General features: G+C 65.9%; 20 protein-coding genes. 7 read left to right on the plus strand and 13 right to left on the minus strand.

The window, feature by feature from the left end; translation table 11 throughout:
• Positions 1-435 precede the first annotated feature (435 nt).
• From D779_RS11155 to D779_RS11180, 6 genes are all read left to right on the plus strand, one after another.
• Positions 436-639, plus strand: coding sequence for a hypothetical protein (locus tag D779_RS11155; RefSeq protein ID WP_043753862.1), 204 nt, complete (start codon positions 436-438; stop codon positions 637-639).
• Between the two features lie 7 nt (positions 640-646).
• Entirely contained in the window at positions 647-3,382 is a 2,736-nt protein-coding gene (locus tag D779_RS11160) for a sensor histidine kinase (protein ID WP_043753864.1), read from the plus strand.
• Positions 3,383-3,397: 15 nt separating this feature from the next.
• Positions 3,398-3,772: a response regulator transcription factor gene (locus D779_RS11165; RefSeq protein ID WP_043753866.1), complete on the plus strand. Its 375-nt coding sequence runs from the start codon at positions 3,398-3,400 to the stop codon at positions 3,770-3,772.
• A 75-nt stretch (positions 3,773-3,847) separates the two neighbouring features.
• Positions 3,848-5,299: a DUF294 nucleotidyltransferase-like domain-containing protein gene (locus D779_RS11170; protein WP_052348059.1), complete on the plus strand. Its 1,452-nt coding sequence runs from the start codon at positions 3,848-3,850 to the stop codon at positions 5,297-5,299.
• Positions 5,300-5,434: 135 nt separating this feature from the next.
• Positions 5,435-6,046, plus strand: coding sequence for a hypothetical protein (locus D779_RS11175; protein WP_408606009.1), 612 nt, complete (start codon positions 5,435-5,437; stop codon positions 6,044-6,046).
• Between the two features lie 88 nt (positions 6,047-6,134).
• A complete protein-coding gene (locus D779_RS11180; RefSeq protein WP_043753868.1) occupies positions 6,135-6,572 on the plus strand; it encodes a DUF29 domain-containing protein in 438 nt (145 codons plus the stop codon).
• A gap of 159 nt (positions 6,573-6,731) precedes the next feature.
• On the opposite strand, the gene D779_RS11185 is transcribed toward D779_RS11180, so the two are convergent.
• The 13 genes from D779_RS11185 to D779_RS11245 form a co-directional block, all read right to left on the minus strand.
• Positions 6,732-7,145 (minus strand): hypothetical protein, encoded by a 414-nt coding sequence (locus tag D779_RS11185; protein ID WP_043753930.1) that lies wholly within the window; start codon positions 7,143-7,145, stop codon positions 6,732-6,734.
• Between the two features lie 15 nt (positions 7,146-7,160).
• On the minus strand, positions 7,161-8,225 hold the full coding sequence (locus tag D779_RS11190; protein WP_043753871.1) for a sulfate/molybdate ABC transporter ATP-binding protein: 1,065 nt from the start codon (positions 8,223-8,225) through the stop codon (positions 7,161-7,163).
• A complete protein-coding gene (locus D779_RS11195) occupies positions 8,225-8,890 on the minus strand; it encodes a molybdate ABC transporter permease subunit (protein WP_043753872.1) in 666 nt (221 codons plus the stop codon). The genes D779_RS11190 and D779_RS11195 overlap by 1 nt, the downstream gene beginning before the upstream one ends.
• A gap of 166 nt (positions 8,891-9,056) precedes the next feature.
• A complete protein-coding gene (gene modA, locus D779_RS11200; RefSeq protein WP_043753874.1) occupies positions 9,057-9,764 on the minus strand; it encodes a molybdate ABC transporter substrate-binding protein in 708 nt (235 codons plus the stop codon).
• A gap of 13 nt (positions 9,765-9,777) precedes the next feature.
• Positions 9,778-12,018, minus strand: coding sequence for a TonB-dependent receptor (locus D779_RS11205; RefSeq protein ID WP_043753876.1), 2,241 nt, complete (start codon positions 12,016-12,018; stop codon positions 9,778-9,780).
• A gap of 15 nt (positions 12,019-12,033) precedes the next feature.
• Positions 12,034-13,083: an ABC transporter substrate-binding protein gene (locus D779_RS11210; RefSeq protein ID WP_043753933.1), complete on the minus strand. Its 1,050-nt coding sequence runs from the start codon at positions 13,081-13,083 to the stop codon at positions 12,034-12,036.
• 116 nt (positions 13,084-13,199) lie between these two features.
• Positions 13,200-15,482 carry a TonB-dependent receptor gene (locus tag D779_RS11215; RefSeq protein ID WP_052348051.1) on the minus strand — a complete coding sequence of 761 codons (2,283 nt, stop codon included), beginning with the start codon at positions 15,480-15,482 and terminating at the stop codon, positions 13,200-13,202.
• 79 nt (positions 15,483-15,561) lie between these two features.
• The gene (locus tag D779_RS11220; RefSeq protein WP_043753879.1) at positions 15,562-16,404 is read right to left on the minus strand and encodes an energy transducer TonB; all 843 of its coding nucleotides are present in this window, start codon (positions 16,402-16,404) and stop codon (positions 15,562-15,564) included.
• Positions 16,401-16,793 (minus strand): ExbD/TolR family protein, encoded by a 393-nt coding sequence (locus D779_RS11225; protein ID WP_043753881.1) that lies wholly within the window; start codon positions 16,791-16,793, stop codon positions 16,401-16,403. The genes D779_RS11220 and D779_RS11225 overlap by 4 nt, the downstream gene beginning before the upstream one ends.
• Positions 16,793-17,452: a MotA/TolQ/ExbB proton channel family protein gene (locus D779_RS11230; protein ID WP_052348052.1), complete on the minus strand. Its 660-nt coding sequence runs from the start codon at positions 17,450-17,452 to the stop codon at positions 16,793-16,795. Before D779_RS11230 ends, D779_RS11225 begins: the two co-directional genes overlap by 1 nt.
• Positions 17,453-17,525: 73 nt before the next feature.
• Positions 17,526-18,134 carry a molybdopterin-dependent oxidoreductase gene (locus D779_RS11235; RefSeq protein ID WP_081763468.1) on the minus strand — a complete coding sequence of 203 codons (609 nt, stop codon included), beginning with the start codon at positions 18,132-18,134 and terminating at the stop codon, positions 17,526-17,528.
• On the minus strand, positions 18,134-20,116 hold the full coding sequence (locus D779_RS11240; protein ID WP_043753943.1) for a TonB-dependent receptor plug domain-containing protein: 1,983 nt from the start codon (positions 20,114-20,116) through the stop codon (positions 18,134-18,136). Before D779_RS11240 ends, D779_RS11235 begins: the two co-directional genes overlap by 1 nt.
• Before the next feature lie 407 nt (positions 20,117-20,523).
• A complete protein-coding gene (locus D779_RS11245) occupies positions 20,524-21,318 on the minus strand; it encodes a TOBE domain-containing protein (protein ID WP_232424161.1) in 795 nt (264 codons plus the stop codon).
• Positions 21,319-21,544: 226 nt separating this feature from the next.
• Between D779_RS11245 and D779_RS11250 the strand changes: the two genes are divergently transcribed.
• On the plus strand, positions 21,545-21,973 hold the full coding sequence (locus D779_RS11250) for a TOBE domain-containing protein (RefSeq protein WP_043753885.1): 429 nt from the start codon (positions 21,545-21,547) through the stop codon (positions 21,971-21,973).
• Positions 21,974-21,993: the final 20 nt, after the last annotated feature.

Genomic DNA, 21,993 nt, shown 5'->3' on the forward strand with positions numbered 1-21,993 from the left:
CCTGTGGATCGGGCTGCAGCGCGCGGCTGATTTCGTGCTCGCTCTTGAGGCTCAGCGCTCTGCAGGGGCGAGTTATGGGTAAAGCCATGACCTCGAGGACGTCACATGCGTCCCGAATCTGCTATCGATTAAACACGCGCCCCCAATACTCCAACCTTCAGGGCAACGACCGCCCTGGTTCGACACGCGAAGAAACCGGCCGTTTCCCACTTCAGGACCGGCGAGCAATGCCCCGATCGAATCGGCGCAGACAAGACGCTTGCGACACTGGGTCACGCCCCTTGAATCGAAGAGGTGACCAACCATACTTCACCCAATCACTCAACCCCATCAGCTAATTCAAGTATATACACAAGAGTCGCTCGACGGACGAGATTCGACCCAGTAACCAGACCTGGATTCCCGACCGACCGAACCACAGCCACCGGAGCGATCATGCCTCGCGCCAGCCTGCTCAGACAACGCCTCCTGGCGCTCTTCCTCGCCGGAGTGCTGGCCCTTTTCTCGCCCCTGGTGAGCCAGTTCGAAACGCCCGAGCGGCTGCTCGGCATCCCGTCGCTCTTCATCTATCTCTTCGCCGTCTGGGCGGCCATCATCGGCGCCGCCGCCTGGATCCTCTCCCGCGGCCCGGACCGATGACGACGGCATGATCAGCGCGCCCTTCATCGTCGGCGTCTCCTGCCTCTATCTGAGCCTGCTCTTCGCCATCGCCTACTGGGCCGACCGGCGCGCCGACCGCGGACGTTCCGTCATCGCCCACCCCACCGTCTATGCGCTTTCGCTCGCGGTCTACTGCACCGCCTGGACATTCTACGGCAGCGTCGGGCGCGCCACCGAGAACGGCATCGGCTTCCTGCCCATCTATATCGGTCCGACGCTCATGGCGCTGCTCTGGGGCTCGGTCATGCTCAAGATGGTCCGGGTGAGCAAGTCCGAGCGCATCACCAGCATCGCCGACTTCATCGCCTCGCGCTACGGCAAGAGCCAGGCGCTCGCCGGCCTGGTCACCCTGATCGCGGTGATCGGCGTCGTTCCCTATATCTCGCTCCAGCTCAAGGCCGTCTCCTGGAGCTTCACCATCCTCCACGAGTATCCCCTGGTCCGCATGCCCGAGCAGACCAGCCTGCCGCTCTGGCACGACAATGCCTTCGTGGTCACACTGCTGCTGGCCGTCTTCGCCGTCCTCTTCGGCACCCGCCAGCTCGACGCGAGCGAGCGTCACGAGGGCATGGTCGCTGCGATCGCCTTCGAGTCCATCGTCAAGCTCGTCGCCTTCCTCGCCGTGGGACTCTTCGTCACTCTCGGGCTGCTCGGACTCGGCGACACCGGCCTGGACCGGCTGACGACACACCCCGACATCGCGGAGACGCTCGGGCCACTGCTCGCACCCAGCGTCTCGCCCTTCCAGGACTGGTTCGCGATCACGCTGCTGGCCGGACTGGCGATCATCCTGTTGCCGCGCCAGTTCCAGATGGGCGTGGTCGAGATCAGCGACGAGAGCCATCTCAGGCGCGCCATCTGGCTCTTTCCGCTCTATCTGCTGCTGATCAACCTCTTCGTCGTCCCCATCGCCATCGCCGGACTGAGCCTCTTCCCGAACGGCCAGGCCGACGCCGACACCTTCATGCTCACCCTGCCGATCGCCTTCCAGCAGCCGTGGCTCGCGCTGCTGGTCTTCATCGGCGGACTCTCCGCCGCGACCGGCATGGTGATCGTCGAAAGCATCGCCCTCTCCACCATGGTCAGCAACGATCTGGTCCTGCCCATGCTGATGCGACTCTGGCGCCGGCGCACGCCCCCGGCCGACCTCGGGCGCCTGCTGCTGAACGTCCGCCGCGGCGCCATCATGGGCATCCTGCTGCTGGGCTATCTCTATTACCATTTCGCCGGCGAGGCCTACGCACTGGTCAGCATCGGGCTCATCAGCTTCGTGGCCGTGGCCCAGTTCGCCCCGGCCCTGATCGGCGGACTCTACTGGCGCGGCGGCACCCGCGAGGGCGCGCTCGCCGGGCTCTCGGCCGGATTCCTGGTCTGGATCTACACCCTGCTCCTGCCCTCCTTCGCCCGCTCGGGCTGGCTGCCGACCGCCTTCATGGAATCGGGTCCGGGCGGACTGGATATCCTGGCACCGCTGGCCCTTTTCGGTCTGGAGGGCTGGAACAGCATCACCCACGGGCTCTTCTGGAGCCTCAGCGCCAACATCGGCGCCTTCCTGCTCGTCTCGTCCCTGCGCGAACCCAATGCCGCGGAGACGCGCCAGGCGCGGCTCTTCGTGGACGCACTGCGTCAGCGCCAGCCCACCAGCGCACCGCTTTGGCGCGGCAGCGCCGAGGTGCGCAAGCTAACCGCCATGGCGGAACGCTTCCTGGGGATCAAACGCACCCGCGAGGCATTCGCCCGGTTCGCCGAAGGGCGTGGATTCGAATCGTCCGATGCGCTTCCGGCCGACGCCGAGACCGTCAGCTTCGCCGAGACCCTGCTCTCGGGGGCCATCGGCAGCTCTTCGGCACGGGTCATGGTGGCCTCGGTGACCGAGGAGGAGACCTTGGGGCTCGCAGAGGTGCTGGACATCCTCGACGAGGCATCCCAGATCCGCGCCTACAGCCACGAACTGGAGCAGAAATCGCAGGCCCTGGAGGAAGCCACCGGCGAGCTGCGCGCCGCCAACCTGCGGCTGCAGGAACTCGACCGCATGAAGGACGACTTCATGTCCTCGGTCACGCACGAGCTGCGCACACCGCTCTCCTCCATCCGCGCCTTCTCCGAGATCCTCTTCGACGATCCGAAGATCCCGCTCGACCGACGCAGACACTTCCTCGGCATCCTGGTCAGCGAGACCGAGCGGCTCTCGCGCCTGGTCAATCAGGTCCTCGACCTGGCCAAGATCGAGTCAGGTCACGCCGACTGGAAGAACGAGACCCTCGACCTGCGCGAGGTCGTCGAGCAGGCCGTCGCGGCAACCCAGCAGCTGATCGCCGAGCGGGGGATACATCTGGAACGCGAGGTCCCCAGCGGACCCGCCCTGGTATGGGGCGACCGCGACCGCCTGATCCAGGTGATGGTGAATCTGCTCTCCAACGCCGCCAAGTTCGCCCCGAACGTATCCGGTCTCATCCGGATCCGGCTCGCGGCCGCCGAGGACCTCTGGCATCTCTGCGTCGCCGACAACGGCCCGGGCATCGCCGAGACCGACCTGGAGCTGGTGTTCGAGAAATTCCGCCAGACCCAGGTCGGCGGATCCAAACCGGCCGGCACCGGCCTCGGACTGCCGATCAGCCGGCAGATCGTCGATCACCTCGGGGGACGCATCTGGGCCGAAGACCGGCCGGGAAAAGGTGCTAACCTCTGTTTCGAGCTCCCCAGATATCCGGCGGACACCTAGGATGAAGGCATCGACATGAGCAAATGCATCCTGATCGTCGACGACGAGCCCAACATCGTCATCTCACTCGAATTCCTGATGATGCGCGAAGGCCACGAGGTGCGTGTCGCGCGCGACGGCGAGGCCGGTCTGGCCGCCGTGCGCACCCATCGCCCCGACCTCATGGTGCTCGACGTCATGATGCCCAAGCTCGACGGTTTCGCCGTCCTCGAGGCCGTCCGCTCGGATCCGGAGCTCTCCGACACCCGCGTCCTCATGCTCACCGCCAAGGGACGCGAGGCCGAGCTGAAGAAGGGGCTGGACATGGGCGCCGACGCCTACATGCCCAAGCCCTTCTCGACCCGCGAGCTGGTCGAGAAGGTCAAGGAGCTGCTCGCCCTGACCGACTGAATCCCCGGGCACGCACGAGGCCGGTGCCGCAATGGAGGCTTGGCGCCGCCGATCATCCCGACAGCGGAGGCCAGCATGACCGAGATGGCGACCCAGCCGACCGACAGCCTGTCCGACCTCGCCCAACTGCGCGTCCTGGCGCGATCGCAGCCGCTGGTCGTGGAGCCCGAGACGCGGCTGCGCGAGCTGCTGTTCCGTTTCAGCCAGAACCGCGAGGACGCGGCCGCGATCGCCGACCCGGCGACCCGTCTTCCGCTCGGACTCATCCGTCTGCGCGAGCTGCTGCACGTGCTCGGCGACGAGAACGCCGATCTGGACGACCCCATCGCCGCCCACATGACCGGCGCGCCACTGACCCTGACCGCCGACACCCCGGCCCACCGCGCCCGGGTCATGATGGCCAAGCGCGGCGTCGACCAGATCCTCCTGACCGAAGCGGACGGCACACTCTTCGGCCTGGTCGGCCACGCCGACCTGCTGGGCGCCCCGACCATCGCCGCCGAGACCCTCATCGCCACCATCAACCGCGCCCGCGACCTGGACGCCATGGTGATCGCCGCCGACCAGGTGCGCCGCCGCGGGGCCGAGCGCTTCCAGGCGGGCATGGGGATCGAGTCCCTCTGCCACTGGATGTCCGGCCTCAACGACCTGATCGCGATGCGCGTCATCGAGCTCATCGAGGACGAATTCGAGCTGCCGCCCGTGCCCTGGTGCTGGCTCGCCTTCGGTTCCGAGGGACGGCTCGAGCAGACCTTCGCCACCGACCAGGACAACGGCCTCCTCTTCGTCCCGCCGACGCCGGACGCCACCGAGGACATGCGCCAGGCATTCCTGCCCTTCGCCCAGGCGGTCAACCGCGCGCTGCACCATTGCGGCTTCGAGCGCTGCCCGGGCGACATCATGGCCGGCAATCCGGACTGGTGTCTCAGCGCCGCCGAGTGGAAGCGGCGCTTCTCGGACTGGCTGGAGGTCCCCGAACCGGAGGCGGTGCTGCACAGCAGCATCTTCTTCGACTTCCGTCCCATCTACGGCGACGGCAGTCCGGCGGACCAGCTGCGCGACTGGTTGAGCACCAACGCGCACAGTCATGCCCGATTCTTCCATGCGCTCGCATCTCTCAACCTCGAAAGCACCCCGCCGATCGGCTGGACCGGCCAGTTCACCTTCGACCGCAACCGCGATTTCCCCCACACCATCGACCTGAAGCTGCAGGGCGCGCGCTATTTCATGGACGCCGCCCGGCTCTGGGCGCTGAAGGAAGGGGTCTGGGCCACCAGCACCGCCGAGCGTCTGCGTGCCGTCGCCCATCGACAGCAACGCAACCCGGAGGAGCTGGCCGCCGAGATCGAGGCATTCCATCTCATCCAGCGCTTCCGCATCCATCAGCAGCTGCAGACGCGCGACCGCGACGCCGCCAACCGGGTCGACCCGGACGATCTCAACGAGCTCCATCGGCTCATGCTGAAGGAATCCTTCAAGCAGGCGAAGAAGATCCAGTCCAGGATCCGCCAGGAGCTCGTCTTCTGAAGCATCCCGGTCCGAGGGATGAGGCACAATAGCCGCCCCGGAACCGGACCGCTGCCGGTTCCATGGCCCGGCCATCCGCGTAGAGGCCGGCGACTTCCGCTATCAAACAGCAGCGATTCCGAAAGAGGCGAAATCATGATGACGAAGACAGGGGCCGCCGTCCTTGGACTCACCGCGGCGCTCGGCATCTCCGGCGCGACGCTCGCGGACGAGGTCACGGACCAGATCGAGGCCGCGCGCAAGTCCTACGAGGCGGGCGAGCTGCGCACCGCCGTCGAGACACTGAACTTCGCGGTGACCAAGATCCAGGAGCAGATGACGGCGAGCCTGCTGAAACTGCTCCCCGAGCCGCTCGAAGGCTGGAAGGCGGACGCCCCCGAGGCCCAGTCCGGCGGCATGGCGGCCATGATCACGGGAACGACCCTGAGCCGGCGCTATTACCGCGACGATCAGGGCGAGGTCAGCCTCGATCTCATGGCCGACTCGCCGATGATGCCCATGCTGACCATGGCCCTGTCGATGCCGCTCATGATGCAGAGCAACCAGGACATGAAGGCCTATTCGCTGAAGGGCTACCGGGGCATGATCGAGCATGCCGCGGACAGCGAGGACTACGAGATCACCCTCATGGTCGGCAACCGACTGGTGGTCCAGGGCAAGGGCTCGCACCTGAAGGACAGCAAGCCGATCGAGGACTATCTCAACGCCCTCGACCTGGATGCCATCCAAGCGGCGCTCTCGAAGTGAAGCGGGTCTGAGGTCTTATCGTCGGGGTACGGCAGCGTACCCTGCGTCGAACCGAGAATCCTCGCCCTACCCCCTTCCGGAGGAATGCATGTCAAGCCTCTATGAAACCGATTTTCACGCCTGGGCGAACGAGCAGGTGGCACTGCTGCGAGACGGCCGGCTGAGCGAGGCGGATGTCGACAACATCATCGAGGAGATCGACAGTATGGGACGCAGCGAAAAGCGGGAGCTGGTCAACCGCCTGGTCGTCCTCCTCCTGCATCTGCTCAAATGGCGTTTCCAGCCCGGTCTTCGCGGCAACTCCTGGCGGCTCTCCATCAAGGAGCAGCGTCTGCGCCTCGAATCGCATCTCGCCGACAATCCGAGCCTGAAGTCCAAGCTCGATGAATCCATCGGCCGGGCCTATCGGCTGGCCATGATCGAGGCCGAACGCGAGACCGGGCTGCCGGAATCCACCTTTCCCAGCGAATGCCCCTTCTCATTCGAACACATCATGGACGAAGGCTTCTGGCCAGAAGATTCCTGATCGCCGGCAACAGGAGTAGCGATCGAGCCGTCGACTCCAGGATGGTCGATTTGTGACCGCCACCCCTATTCTCCAGTCTTACCAAATCCTTAAGGCCGAGTCACACAGCTTATCCACAGAGCCGTTCACGCCGATTGGGGACAAGAAACGACGGATGCCTCACCGAGGCATCTGAGGTTCGACCTCGAGACGGCATTCCGGATCGCCCTCGGCACCGAGCGACTCGACGCAGCGATGCACCAGCCAGCGGCCGTCGGCGAGCCGCCAGGCGACGACCGATTCGGCATAGGCGAGCGTCTCGTAGAAGTCCTCGTCGTCGTCCGAGCGCAGATCGATCAGACGATAGTCGTGCGCGCTGTAGCAAATGGCACCGTCTCCGTCGTAGCCGAAGACGCGGCGCGCCGGGATCTCGAACTCGCGGAAGACGCGAAACGACTGTGGCGCGACGACCCGCGCGCGCCACTCATGCGGCAGCCCTTCCGTCCAGCTCGGAACGCAGGTGTCCGATCGGCTTCGGCGATGGCGGCGGGGATGCCTGCCGTAGGCGCACTCGGATGTGAAGGCGTCGTTCATGATCATGACCTCGGCTCAGTTGCATGCGGACGAAGGAATGGCCGGGACGCGCCCCCTGGCGGGCAGCGGCAGGATGCAATGCTCCGGAATCGAGAGGCGCGTCCGGGTCCCGGGCGGAGGCGGAGACGCCTGGGGCGGGAGGTGGATCTGCAGCGCAGTACGATCGGGCAGACGGCACAGCAGCGTCCGGTAGCCACCCATGTCGGTGATGCGGGCGATCTCGACCTCCAGGCCGGGACCCTCGGTCAGACTGGGACCATGGGGCCGGATGGCGACGAGCTCCGGTATCCCGGACGCGAGCGCCCCGTTCAGTCTCAGGCACCCCCAGCCGCCCCGCACCCAGCCGTCCTCGCAGCCCGAGACCGGGAGCCGGTTGTCCCAGCCCAGGACCCGGGCCACCTCGGCATCGCAGGGCGTCGAGAAGACCTCCGCCGTCGGACCGAACTGGCGCAGCTCGCCCTCGACCAGGACCCCGACCCGGTCGGCGAGATGGCGCACGTCGTCCAGATCGTGGGTCACCAGGACGGTCGGCATGGACCGATCCGCGACCACCTCCTGGAACAGCAGACGCAGCGACTGGCGCAGCCCCAGGTCGACGGCCGAGAAGGGCTCGTCGAGCAGCAGCACCTCCGGACGCGAGGCCAGGGCGCGCGCCAGGGCGACCCGCTGACGCTGACCGCCCGAGAGCGCGTGCGGCCGGCGCTCGGCGAACGGCAGCAGCTGCAGCCGCTCGAGCCAGAACCGCACCGCCTCCGCCCCATCGCCGCGCGGCTGGCCGAAGGCGACGTTGCGCGCCACGCTCAGATGCGGGAAGAGCGCATAGTCCTGGAACATGAGACCCACGCGGCGGAGCCTCGGGGCCAGATCGATGCCCCGTCCCCGGTCGAACCAGACATGCTCGCCGTGACGGATATGACCCGACCTCGGCCGTTCCAGACCGGCCAGCAGACGCAGTACCGTCGTCTTGCCGCAGCCCGAGGGACCGACCAGAGCGGTGATTCCGGTCTCCGGGACGCGGATCCGGGCGGCGAGCCGGAAGCCGGCGCGTCTGAAATCGAGATCGGCCTCCAGACAGGGCATCAGAGCCTCCCCAGCCGGCGCAGGATCAGGAAGAGCCCCAGGGACAGGATCCCGAGCAGGATCGAGAGCCGTGTGGCGCAAGCGAAGTCGCCGTCGAGGACCTGGTTGTAGATAGCCAGCGACAGGGTCTCGGTCGAGCCCAGGATGTTGCCGCCGAGCATGAGGGTAATGCCGACCTCGCCGAAGGAGCGCCCGATCCCCAGGGTCAGACCGGCGGCGATGTGACGCCGGATGACCGGGATCACCACCAGGAAGAGGGTCGCCAGGCGTCCCTTACCGAGCGTGTAGGAGACCTCGATCAGCTCGCGCGCGCTGCCCTCGATCGCCGACTGGATCGGCTTGACCACCAGCGGCAGACCGGCGACGAAGGCGGCCAGGACCAGCCCCGGAAAGGAGAACACCAGATCCCAGCCGAACCGCTCGTGCAGCGGCCCGCCGACTGCACCGTGACGCCCCAGCAGCATCAGCAGGAAGAAGCCGATGGCGATCGGCGGGAACACCAGCGGCAGCGAGACCAGGGCGTCCAGCAGATTCCGGAACGGGATCGGCTGACTGAGCGCATAGCCGAGCGCGATGCCCGCCACCAGGAAGAGCACCAGCACCACGCCGGCGACCTCCAGACTCAGCAGCAGCGCGGCGGGAGAACAGTCGAGCCAGGGTGTCATGCCGGGGTACTCGGGGAATCGAACCGCAAAGGCGCAAAGCGCGCAAAGGGTTTCGATGCTGGACGCCGAGGCATGCGAAACGACCCGCCCTGCGCAAACATGGATTGAATAGCGATCATTCGAAGATCTTTGCGTCCTTCGCGCCTTTGCGGTTCAAATTTTCCTGTCAGAGCCCGTATCTGACCAGGATGCCCCTGGCCCGGTCCGATCCGAGGAAGGTCTCGAATGCGCTGGCCGAGTCGGACGCGGTCCGGTCCTTGGGGAAGGCCAGGACGATCCGAGGCGGATCGTAGAGATCGAGCGGCAGCGCCTCGTATCCGGCGATCCGGTCCTGGATGCCGAGCGCGTCCGTGATGTTGATGAAGCCGGCGTCGACCGTTCCGGCGATCAGATAGGCCGAGACCTGAGGTACGGTCGCCACCACCATGAGCCGGTCCTTCACCTCCGGCATGAGTCCGCTGCGCTCCAGGAACTGGGTCGCCGCCTTGCCGTAGATGGCCTTCCCGGGATCCGGCAGGGCGATGCGCTCCACCGAGGGGTCGGCCAGATCGCGATAGCCGCCGAGCGCCTTGGGACCATAGGCCAGGACCAGGCGTCCGGTACCCAGCTCGACGTAGCGCGCGAAGAGCCCGGTCTTCTCCAGGAAGCCGCGCTCGCCGACCACCAGATCGACCCGCCCGCTGTCGCGGGCCTGGGCCATGACCTGCTGCATGTTGCCGAAGGCGGCCTCGACCCGGGTTCCGCTCGACGCCTCGAAGGCGGCATAGATCTCGACCATGGGCTTCTTATAGCCGGCGCCCGCGGCGATCAGGAGCGAATCCGCCCAGACCGGAACCGCGAACAGGAGGACCAGGGTGAGTGTGATGAGCCGCATGGGAATCTCCCCGCTAGAAGTTGGCTGACAGCGACAGGGCGACCGTGAAGGGGGCACCCGGGTAATAGTCGATGCTTTCGGGCCGGGCGTCGTCCTGCCCCACGTCGATGGTCGAGATGTAATCGGCGTCGAAGAGGTTGATCACGGACATCCCGATCTCGAGCGATTTCATGCCGGCGACCTTGCCGAGCCGATAGACCGCGTTGAGATCGACCGTGGCATAGTCGTCGACCGACTCCTGGTTGAGGGCATCGCCGTAGCGGCGTCCGACATAGCGCGCGATCGGGGTCAGACTCCAGTTGCCGTAGCGGAACTGGGCGCCCAGCTTGGCGAGCCATTCGGGGGCGTCCGGCACCTGGTTGCCCGAGGTCTCGAGCAGCGCCGAGCTGCCGGCGCGGATGTCGTCGTCGAGCCGGTTGCGGTTCCAGGACAGGCTGCCGAGCAGGGTCCAGTGCCGGTCGAGGCCCCAGCTCGCCTCCAGCTCGGCGCCGTAGGCGGTGGCGTCGACCCCGCTCTGCAGATAGGAGACGCCGACCGCTGGATCGTAGGCGGTGACCTGCTTGTCGCTCAGGTCGCTGTAGTAGAGCGTCGGGGTCAGGACCAGGCTGCCGTGACGCCATTCGAGACCCAGCTCGATGGTGTCGGACGTCTCCAGGGCCAGATCGTCCCACAGTTGCTGCAGCGGGATACCCGCCTTCTGGAACGCCTTGCGGTTGCTCATGTAGACGCTGTAGAGCGGCCCCATCCAGGGATTGCCGACGCTGCGTCCATAGGCGGCCTTGAGGTCCAGCGTCTGGGTCAGCTCGACACGCGAGCTGAGGGTGGGCAGCCATTCCTCCAGGGTCACCGCATCGGTGCTGAGTGCGGCCACGACCGCCGGGTTCATGGACAGCGCCGTATCGTGGCTCACGTTCGGCAGACCCGAGCCGTCGTAGCTGGTGATGCCCGGGATGCGGAAGCTCAGATAGCGCAGTCCGATGCCATAGCGCCAGCGTCCACGCTCGCCCGACAGCTGGAGATAGGGGCTCTCGTAGGCGCGGTCGCCCATGTCGGCGAGGATGCCCCATTTGGAGAAGACCAGACCGCCCTGAGCGTCGATCGCATAGACCTTCTGGCTCATGGGCGGCGGCATGGAGGAGAGTCGCTGGGTCCAGTAGCCCAGGGTCAGTGTCTGGTCGGCGAGCTCGGCGACCAGCTCGGCGGTGGCGCCGTACTGCTCCTGGTCGATGTCGATCACCATGACCTTGTCGGTCTTGCCGACCCGGCGCTCGCCCTCGTTCGACAGCCAGTAGGGACTGAATCGGATCTGGATGTCGTCGGTCAGCGCCCAGCTGAAGCGCGCGAGCAGATTGGTCTCGTCGAACTGCTGGCTGTTGTAGGAGTAATAGTCGGCGTCGGTCGTCGCCACCCCGGTCAGATCGGCGTTGTAGTCCAGATCCCCGTAGCGATCCAGGTCCCGGCTCTGTGCATAGGTCAGGGGACGATACTCGTCGCGATGGAAGCGGTTGTGGGCGGCATAGATCTCCAGGGATCCGCGCTCGCCGAAGGTCTGGGCGAAGCCGGCGTTGAAGGTGTCGCGGGACTGACCGCCCTCCCCGCGCCATTTGTCGCTCTCGGAGGTCGAACCCGAGACGAAGAGGCTGGAGCCGCCGTTGAAGGTACCCGTATCGATGCGACCGAAGAGCTTGTGGAAGCCGTCGCCGCCGACCGAGGTGCGCAGATGCGCCCCCGCCTCCTCGGTCGGCGCCTTGATCGCCAGGTCCAGACTGCCCGCCAGGTTGCCCATGCCGAGCCCGACGTCCGCCGGCTGGGCGCCGCGCCAGAGAGTGACGGACTCCAGGTTCTCCATGTCGAACAGATTGCCGACGCCGCCGCGCCCGGCGCTGACCGAGGATGGGGTGCCGTTCACCGTGACGGCCAGGTTGCTGTAGGTCGAGGCGGCGATACCCCGCACGCGCATGGCGTTCTGGTCGACGCTCAGACCATAGGCGTCCACGCCGGTGAGGTTGACCGATGGCATGAGATCGAGCGCCCGGTAGGGATTGGCCTGGGCCGGACCGCCGAAGGCGGCCAGACCCTCGGCGTCGACGCGCGAGGCCGAGTAGTCCTGCCCCGAGAGCGGCGCCACCGAGGGGATCGGCGAGGCCGTGACCTCGATCGGGGTCAGCTCGGTGTCCGGGGCGGCGAGCGCGCCCTGGGAGACCGCCAGCAGCGGCCACAGCAGCATGAGCGATGGGGTATCGTGCCGAATCATGTCATGACGTCCCCGTCAGCCCTTGCCCAGGATCGCCTGGACGTCCACGACCTCGGGCTCCACGCCGAGATAGAGGCTGTAGAAGGCCTTGATCTCCTTCTCCACATCCCAATCGAAGCGTTCCGGATACAGGAGATTGGCGAACCACTCCATGGCCACCGCGCGCATGAAGGACGGCGGACGCCCCATCCAGTTGAAGGGCTTGGAGGGCACCAGATAGACCTGGCCCTCGCGCACCGCGCGCAGAGCGCTCCAGGCCGGATCGGACTCGATGTGCGCGAACGCCTTGGGACGATCGACCAGGATGACGTCCGGATCCAGCTTTTCGACCTCTTCCAGGGACACCGGGTCGCGGCCGCACATGGCCTTGGTCTCGCAGCGCATCACGTTGTGCCCGCCGGCTAGCTCGATGACCTCGGCATGGAAGGAGTCATGGCACTCGGTGAGCAGCCCGTCGTTGCCCTCGGCGAAATAGACCCGCTTGCGCTCGGACTCGGGGATGGGACCGACGGCCTCGCTCACGCGCCGCAGGCGGGTACGGATATCCTCCGCCAGCAACGCCGCCCGCTCCTCCTCGCCGATCGCCTTGCCGACCAGCTCGAAGGCGGCCGGATAGTCGGCGAGATGTTCGAGATGGACGAAGAGCCCCGGCGTCTTCAGATTCTCGAAGGTCCGCTCGACCTGCTCAGCGTCGATGAAGGGGATGTCCCAGGCGATGCTGAGCTGGGGATCGGTCTTGGCCAGGAGCTCGGGATTGGGCGGCTGGCCCTCCCCGGTATAGCGCCCCACGATCGGCAGATCCTTGACCAGCGGGGACACGTAGGGCGCATCCTCCGGCTGGAAGGGGAAATTGAGCGTGACCAGCTTGCCCGGATCGATGGCATAGACCAGGGGCACCACGGGCGGGGCGACGGCGAAGACGCGCTCGACCGCGTCGGGCACCTGGACCTTGCGGCCGGTCATGTCGGTCAGCTCGGCCGCCTGGACGGCGAACATGGGCAGGGCCAGGGCCGCCGCGATCAGGCTCGGCCGAAAGGGGAAGGTACTATCTTTAGTGTCAGACATGATGAACGATTCCACGAAACGACAAGACGATCGCATTGGCGCCGGACGCAGCCCCCGATACAGGATAGGGATCCTTTGCGCCCTTCGCGCCTTTGCGGTTCAAAAAAGGTTCGACCTCAGAAATCCACGGCCACCTTGGCGAGCACCGTGAAGGGGGCGCCCGGGTAGTAGTTGAAACCCCCGGTGTCCTGGACGTAGCTGGTGTTGACGTAGCCGATGTAATCGGTGTCGAAGAGGTTGATGAAGCTCAGGGTGAAGCGGTAGTCGCCCGGGCCGAGCCGTTCCTCGAAGCTCAGGTCCAGATCGACGGTGACATAGTCGTCGACCTCCTCGGTACGGGCCGAATCGGCGTAGTAGTCGCCGGAGTAATGCACCACGGGCGAGACGCCGAAGCGCCCGATCCGCCAGTGCCCGCCGAGACTGGCATGCCACTGGGGAGCGCCCGGGATCTGTTTGCCTTCGACCTCGAGCTTGGCCCCGCCGGTGGTGACCAGATCCTCGTCGAAGACGGAATGGTCGTAGGACAGGGTTCCGAACAGATCGAGGTTTCGGGCGGCCTGCCAGGTACCGAGGATCTGCGCGCCATAGGCGTGGCTCTCGGCGATGTTCTGGGTGTAGGCGATCCCGACCGCCGGATCCCAGAAGGAGACCCCCTGATTCTCGTAGGAGGCGTAATAGATGGTCGGCTCGAGCGAGCCCCAGGGGAAGCGCAGACTCATTCCCAGATCGATGGCGTCCGAGATCTCGGGCTCGATGGTGTCCCAGATATCGGCGGCGCTGACGCCGGCGGCGGCGAACTTGGCATAGTTCATCTGGAATACCGGCCAGGCCCCGTAGACGGGGGCGCCATAGTTGCGCCCGACGCTCAGCTTGATGTCGGTCGCCGGATCGAGCGCATAGGTCAGCCCCAGATAGGGCAGCAGCTCGCGGAAGGTCGTGCCGCCCGTGCTGCGATTGCGATTGATTCGGGTAGCGCGCTTCAGTGCCCGATCGTAGGAGAGATCGCCGATCCCAGTGGTGTCGTAGACGTCGAATCCGGACATATGCTCGACCAGATAGCGCGCGCCGGCCTGGACCTTCAGATCGCCGAATTCATGGGTTCCCGTGGCGTACAGGCTCTGGAAGCTGTGACGCTCGGTCGGCTCGGCGAGCAGGGCCCATCTGGAGAAGGAGAGTCCGCCCGAGGCGGTCGGGTCGTGGAGCTTCCAGGCCGTGGGAGGACCGGGCGGGTCCATGGTGTTGAGCCAGTAGCCGACCTTGAGATCCGTGTCCTGGATGCGGGTCTCCAGCTCGGCGCTGAGGCCGTACCAATCGTGGTCGATCAGCCACTCGCGGACCTTGCCGTTGGACATCCCGTTGTAGAAGACCCCCTCCTCGTAGGCATAGAAGGGCTTGATGGTGAGCAGGGTCTCGCCCCGCAACGGCAGGGTGAATTCGCCGAAGAGGGTCCAGTCGGTGAAGTCCTGGGTGTTGTACTTGTAATAATCGACCGCCTCCGCGGGATTGGCGCTCGGCTGACTGTTGTAGCCGTAGTTGCGATAGCGCGAGAGATCCTTGGACTGGGCGTAGCTCAGCGACCGGTAGCTGTCGAGGCTCATGTCGTTGTAGGCGAAATAGAGTTTGGCCTCGGCGCCGTTGTCGAAGCGCTGGACCACCCCGCCCTCGAAATTCTCGCGCCCCTCGGGCGAGTCGCCGGGACCACGCCATTGATCACCCGAGGTATAGGAGGCCGACCCGAAGAGGCTCATGCCGTTCTCGAGCAGTCCCGAGTCCAGGCGCACGAAGCTGCGCGTGAAGTCGTAGGCCCCCAAGCTCTGGGAGAGATGGACGCCGGCCTCGGGCTCCGGCCAGCGCAGCCGGTTGTCGAGCACGCCCATGGTGGTGAAGAAGGCGAGACGATCGGGCGGGATCGGCCCCTGGGTCAGGGAGACCGACTCGATGTTCTCCATGTCGAACAGCCAGAGATAGCCGGGCCCCGGGTTGATGCCGGTCAGCGGCAGACCGTCGACGCTGCCCATGGCGCCGTGGCTGGCAATCTGGCCGCGCACCCGAAGCCCCTTGTTGCTGAACAGGTTCGAGAACCCGTAGGGGTCCATGTCGCCGACGCTCACCGAGGGCAGCTCGGCCAGGGCGCGATAGGGATTCACCTGACTCGGGGCGGCGAGACGCTCCAACGTCTCCCCAGAGATCCGATAGCTCGTGGAGGTCGTCTCCTCTTCCCGGCCGATCGCGGCCCGGTCGGACAGATCCTGCTGGCCATAGACGATGACGGGCGCGAGCTGGGTCTCCACGGCCATGGAGGGTGCGGACATGGCCAGGGCACATCCCGTCGCGATCAGCGTGCGGGGCACGTCGAGGCGCAGGGCCGAGAGGTACGGGCTCGAAAAGGGTGATTTCATACGGCGAATTCCCTCTGAAACGATGTCTTTCGTGAGTCGATGGGGCATGGAGCAGACATTCGGCAGCGCCCTGCCCGGCCTATTGATTCAGCCTGAAGCGAATGGGGATGCGGACCCAGGCCGAGATCGGCTGTCCGTTCCGCTGCGCCGGCTTGAAGCGCCAGCGGCGCACCGCACGGAGCGCGGCCTGATCGAGGCTGGAGACGCCCGAGGACGTGGCGATCCGCACCTCGCCCGGCCGCCCCTTGGCGTTGACCAGCACCCGCAGATGGACCGTGCCCTCCTGGCGCTGGCGGCGCGCCGAGCCCGGATAGCCGGGCGCGGGGTTGTTCAGATAGGCCGCCGGCGAACTGGCGCCTGCGGCGGCTCCACCCTTTCCCGAGCGAGACCCGCCGGCATGTCCGGCCTTGCTGGACGCCTGTCTTGTGGCCTGCGCCCTGGAGGACGCCGGACGCGCCTGGGGTTTGGCCTTCGGCTTCGGCTTGGCCTGCGGCTTCGGCTTGGGCTTTGGTTTTGGCTTCTTCTCGGGCTTGGGCGTCGGCTTCGGTTTGGGCGGCGCGACCGCAACCTGCTCCGGCGCCGGTTCCGGGACCGAGAGCGGCGACGGCACTGGATCGGGCGTCTCCTCGACGGGAGGCTCGGGCGGCTCCGGTTCAGGTTCAGGTTCGGGTTCGGGAACCGGCGGTGGCTCGGGCGCCACGGGCGGGGAAGGCGTCTCTTCCTCCGCGCCGGCCGCAGCGGAATCGGCCAACGCGGAGGCGGACACCAAACTCACTTCGATCGCATCCATCCCGGGCGGCGTGACGGGGCGCGACGGCCAGTTCGACAGACCGACCACGACCGCCGCCTCGGTCCCGAGGGCGATCAGCGTGGCCAGCCACAGGGGCAGTGCCGGCAGGGGCTGCGCCTCGGTCCGGATCACGCCTCGGGCTCCCGGGTGGCGATACCGATCCGGGTCACCCCGGCGAGCCGGCAGACGTCCATGACGGCGACCAGATCGCCGATGGCGGCGGCCTCGGCGCCGGCGATGACGACGCGGGTCTCGGTGCCACGCTCGCGCAGCAGCAGCCCCAGACCATCGAGCGTCATGGGCGTCCGATCGACACTGACCATACCCGCGGCGTCCAGGGTGACCACGACCTGGGGGGATTCGAGACGCTCGGCGCTGGCGCTCGACGGCAGACGGCTGTCGATCCCGCTGGCGGGGATCATGTCGAGCGTGACCATGATGAAGAACACCAGAAGGAAGAACATGATGTCGATCATGGGCACGATCTCGATGCGTGCCTTGCGCCGCTCCAGATAGCGCATCAGAGCCCCCCGGAGAGGGTCTCCGGGCCGCCGGTCACGGCCCCCCCGGACGCGGCGAAACGGTTGACCAGCATCACCTTGAGCGTTTCCATCTGGTGCACGGCGAGCCGAACGCGCTCGTTGAGACCGTTGAAGAACACCAGGCCGACGACGGCGATCAGCAGCCCGGCCGCCGTGGCCACCAGGGCCTCGGCGACGCCGCCGGTCACGGCATTGGGCGAGGCGCCCGGCTCGGCCAGCACGTCGAAGGCATGGAACATTCCGATGATGGTCCCGAGCAGACCGAGCAACGGGGCCAGGGTGACCGTGGTGTCCAGCACCCAGAGACGCCGGTCCAGGAGCGGCACCTGACGCAGAATGACCTCTTCCAGACGGCTGGCCAGCGTCTCCTGCGGGCTCGGCGGCAGGGTCAGCGTGGTCTCCAGCAGCGCCCCGTGCAGGGGGCGCGACTGGGTCTCGCGGATCCAGTCGAGCCCGGACCGATCCTGCGCGGAGAGCTCGGTCAAGGCCCGGGTCAGACGCTCGCCGTGACGGGTCAGGCTGCGCAGCGCCCAGGTGCGCTCGGCGATGACCGCCAGGGCGGCGGTCAGCAGGACCGCCATCAGATAGAGCACGCCACCCGAATGATCGGCCAGCTGCAGCAGGTACGAGAGGGTCATGGACGGTCTCCGCGCACAGTCGCTATATCTTTTTTGAAATAACGCATGGTTCAGTCGTTCGTGTCGGCGACGCTCAATCGACCAGCTGCCGAACCTCGATCCGGTTCAACCAGCGCACGTGACGCGGTCCGGTCCGCTGGTCGGTGGTCGAGATGAGCGCGATCTGTCCCTCCTCGACCCCGAGCGGCGCCCCGTCCTTGCGGAAATAGACGATGACGTGATCGCCGACGTCCGAGTTGAAGATCTCGGCCCAGGAGAAGACCGCGACATAGTCGTCTGTGGCCCTGGCGATCACCGCCATCTTGCGGAAGTCGCGCGGCGCGGGGGCCTTGAGCTTGGCCCGATCGAGAATGTCGCGCAGCAGGACGCCCCGCAGGTTCTCCTTCTTGCCGATGTTGACGCCCGTGTCGCAGATCATATCGACCTCGCCGATCTGCTGGGGCGGAAAGCCCTCCAGATCCGTCACCGACAGACTGAGCGGCTGCTCGACCGCCCCGGTGACGGCGACCGTCTCCGAGATGTAGGACATCTGCGGAGCGGTGCCATGCGGCGCGGCGGGATCGACTGCGGCAACCGCCAGGCCAGCCGCCAGCAGGCCCGGGATCAGGAAGGCGACTCCCGCCATGAGCCCGGTGGATCGTTCGACGTCGTCCGAAACGCGCCTGGTCATGAGATGAGCCATCAGAATTCGTACCTCGCGTTGATGAACCACATGCGACCGGCGCTCGGATAGCCGTCCGCCAGCTCGTAGTCGGCGTCGGCCAGATTGTCGAGCCGCGCCTCCAGGACGAGGTCGTCGACCGGCCGGTAGGAGAGCTTGAGGTTGGCGGTGGTATAGGCGTCCAGCTCGACGCTGTCGGACTCCCAGCGCGGCCCCTCGTGCTCGACGAAGAGCAGCGCCTCCAGACGCTCGATCGGACGGAAGAGCAGATGCGCGGTGATCTTGCGATCGGGCACCCCGGTGAGTTTGGTGTCCGGATCGCTGCGGTTCTCGCGATCGAGGAGGGTCAGATTGCCGCCCACCTCCCAATGGGTGCCGATCGGGGCCGATGCGCTCAGCTCCCAGCCGGTGACACGCACCTCGCCGACGTTCTGCATCTGGTACTTGTCGTCCTCGACGTTGTCGACCTGCTGGATGAGGTCCGTGACGTCGCTCAGGAAGACCGCCGTCTCGAGGTGCACCCGGCCCCATGGAGTTCCCTGATAACCGATCTCGTAGTTGATCGACTGCTCGGCCTCCAGGTCCGGGTTGGGAACGGCGTTCCCGAGACGCAGCGAATAGCGGTCCTTGAGGGTCGGGAAGCGGGTCTTGCCGGCGATCGTGCCGTAGATCCGGCCGACCTGGTCCAGGTCCCAGAAGAGCCCGGCCTGGGCGTTGGTGGCGGACTGGTCGTCCGGCTCGGGCACGGGATCGCTCGCCTTGTAGACGGTGTCGGCGCTCAGCTCGCTCCAGGCGACACCGAGCGAGAGGGTCAGGTTATCGCGCAGGGCGATGTTGTCCTCGAGGCCGACCGTGGTCAGGGTGTCCTCGAAATGCTCGGTGCGCTCGATGGTATCGTCGGCCTTGTGTTCGTCCTTCTTGAGCTGGACGCTGAACCGCAGGTCCTGACGCTCGAACCGGGTCGATCGCAGCTCGATCGAGCCGCCGTTGGTTCGGTCCTCGTAGACGCTCTTGCCGGCCGATCCGACGCTGCCGCGCCCGGAGGTCTTGAGCCTGGTGTAGGTGTCGTCGGTGTAGGACTCGACCGCGTTGTCGTACTCGTCGTGATAGAGCCGGATCTTCACCGACTCGGTCTCGCCGAGCGCCGTGTTGGAGATGAAATAGAGGCTCTCCTTGTCCCAGTAGGGCCATTGCCAATAGCGGGCATAGCTCGGATCGGTCGAGGGCGGCTGGCCCTTCTCGCCGCTCTGGCGGTAATAGCTCAGGGCGTACTCGTCGGTGTCGTTCGGGGTCAGACCGATCTTCAGCGACACCTTGTCGTCGCGCCGGTAGGAATTCTCGCGCTCGTCGCCGTCCTCGGTCGGCGTCGGATCGAAGTCGGACGAGAGACGGAAATCGTCGGACTCGACCCAGGAGGCCCCGGCCTGGACGTACCAGAGCCCCTGATTGCTGCCGAGATTGACCGAGGCGGTGCGCTCGTTGCCCTCGCCGTAGCCCAGGCTCAGGTCGCCCTCGATCTCGCGGGTCGGCTTGCGCGAGATGAGGTTGATGGCGCCGCCCAGTGCGTTGGGGCCATAGGTCACGGAGCTGAATCCCTTGGCGACCTGGATCGCCGAGAGATCGGCCGTGGTGAAGCGGTTGAAGTCCACGTAGCCGTCATAGGGGACGTAGACCGGGATGCCGTCGATGAAGAGCGGCACCTGACGCGAATCGAAGCCGCGGACGTAGACGGTCTTCTCGTTGCGCGAGTTGGTCGACACCGTCACGCCCGGCAGCAGATCGAGCGCGTCGCCCACGTTGTCGCGGTTGTAGCGGCGTATCTCGTCGAGCGTGATCACGGAGGACGCCTGATCTCCCCCCACCTCGCCGAGCTGGGATGGGGTCGCCGTCACCTGGACCGCGCCCAGGTCGTAGAGCGGCAGGACCTCGTCGGCCTGGGTGCCGACGGCGGCACCGAGGAGCGACAGCCCAATGGCTTTTTGGATACCTGTTCTGCGTTTCAAGATCTGTTCTCGCTGTCGGATCTGTTGATGGTCGCGCATCGAGCCGCTCGCCCCGAGGGGGCAAAACCGAGCGGAACGCATGTCGAGGGATCGGAGACCAAGTGGTCCGATCTCGATCCCAACCAATCGTTATACTCAATCTGATATAACGATGAAGAGGAGCAGGCGTGCAGTCGCGTTCGGCCTGTCAGAGGTTAAGCATTTTCAATGCCATATTCGAATATTTCATCAAAAATCCGCCCAACCACCTGTCTATTAAAGATATTTATAGAAACACCGGATCCCTTGAAAATAGAACTATGGGGAGAGTTGGGTGCAAAGGCGCCAAGCGCTATGTCGCATGTTATACAACGGTGCGCAATCCTACATCGATAGGGCCAGAAATACGAGAAGGATCCCCGATGCGCTCAGTTCAGGGTGACTAGAATGACGCTGGATGCCTTGAAGACGGCGCAGACGGATGCGCCGACCGTCAGCCCGAGGCTCGCGGCGCTCTCCTTGGTGACGAGGGCCGTGACCGTGCGTCCCCCGGCGATCACCAGGGTCACCTCTGTATTGACGGCGCCTTGGTGGATGCGTTTGACCTGGCCCCAGAGGTGATTGCGCGCCGAGGTCCGCAGATGCGGATCGACCGAGAGGATGACGGATGACGCCTTGATGAATGCCTGGACCTCGCGACCGATCTCGAGCTGGAGATGGCTCGCACTCTCCCTGGTGATGAGCGCGGTCAGCTCGACCCCGGCATCGACGTCCAACCGCACCTCGCTACTGACCTCGCTGAAATGGATGCCGGAGACCTTGGCCACGAACTGGTTGCGGGCGCTGGTCTTCATACCCATCCGCCTCAATAGCCGACGGCACTCCTGGAGATCCGCTTCCTCGTTTTGGCTCATCTCGCGCGAGAGCCGCTCCAGGGCTTCCTGGTATTCCTGCTCGACCGCACGGAACATGGCGATGAGCCTGGAGCCATAGGGGGTCAGATGCGTGCCTCCACCCTGGCGTCCGCCCACCGAACTCTGGACCAGAGGCGTCTCGGCGAGGTTGTTCATGGCATCGACGGCGTCCCAGGCCGCCTTGTAGGACATGGGCACGGCCTTGGCCGCGCGCGAGATGGAACCGTAATGGCCGATGGCCTCCAGCAGCCGGATGCGGGTATCGCCCAGGAAGCTGCCGAGCTGAGTCTCGACCGACAGCCTGCTCATGAGGCGGACGGATTCTGCACCATTGGGGAGCATTGGATTCGCTATATTGAAAAAAATATAGCGCCGATTATACAACGGAGATCGCTACCGACCAGCGGTCGCTCGCTATGGTTGCAAATACAAACCGCATCGCCATAGATTGAGCGCGTCAGGAGACTGGTCTGGCAACGATGGGGTCCCCTTCGAGGGACCACTGCAACCCTAGTGAAGAAGAGTGAGTTCAGACATGAAAATCAGTGCACGCAATATCCTTCGCGGTACGGTCGAAACGGTCAAGGCCGGCGCGGTCAATAGCGAAGTGGACGTCCTCTTGCAGGGCGGTGACAAGCTGGTTGCCATGGTCACCAACGACAGCGCCCAATCGCTGGGTCTGGCCGCGGGAAAGGAGGTCGTCGCCCTCGTCAAGGCATCGTCCGTGCTCGTGATGACGGACGATTCGGGAATCCGCCTCAGTGCACGCAACTGTCTGGCCGGCACGGTCAAGAAGGTCACCGCCGGTCCGGTGAGCGCCGAGATCACCATCGCACTCGCGGGCGGTGACGAGGTCCATGCCACCATCACCCACAATGCCGAGTCGGAGCTGGGCCTCGCGGAAGGCACCTCGGCCATGGCCGTCTTCAAGGCATCGGCCGTCATCCTCGGCGTCGCCGTCTGATCCATCGAACCGCACTGCGG

Origin of the sequence: Imhoffiella purpurea (assembly GCF_000585215.1) — a bacterium.
GTDB classification, from domain to species: domain Bacteria; phylum Pseudomonadota; class Gammaproteobacteria; order Chromatiales; family Chromatiaceae; genus Imhoffiella; species Imhoffiella purpurea.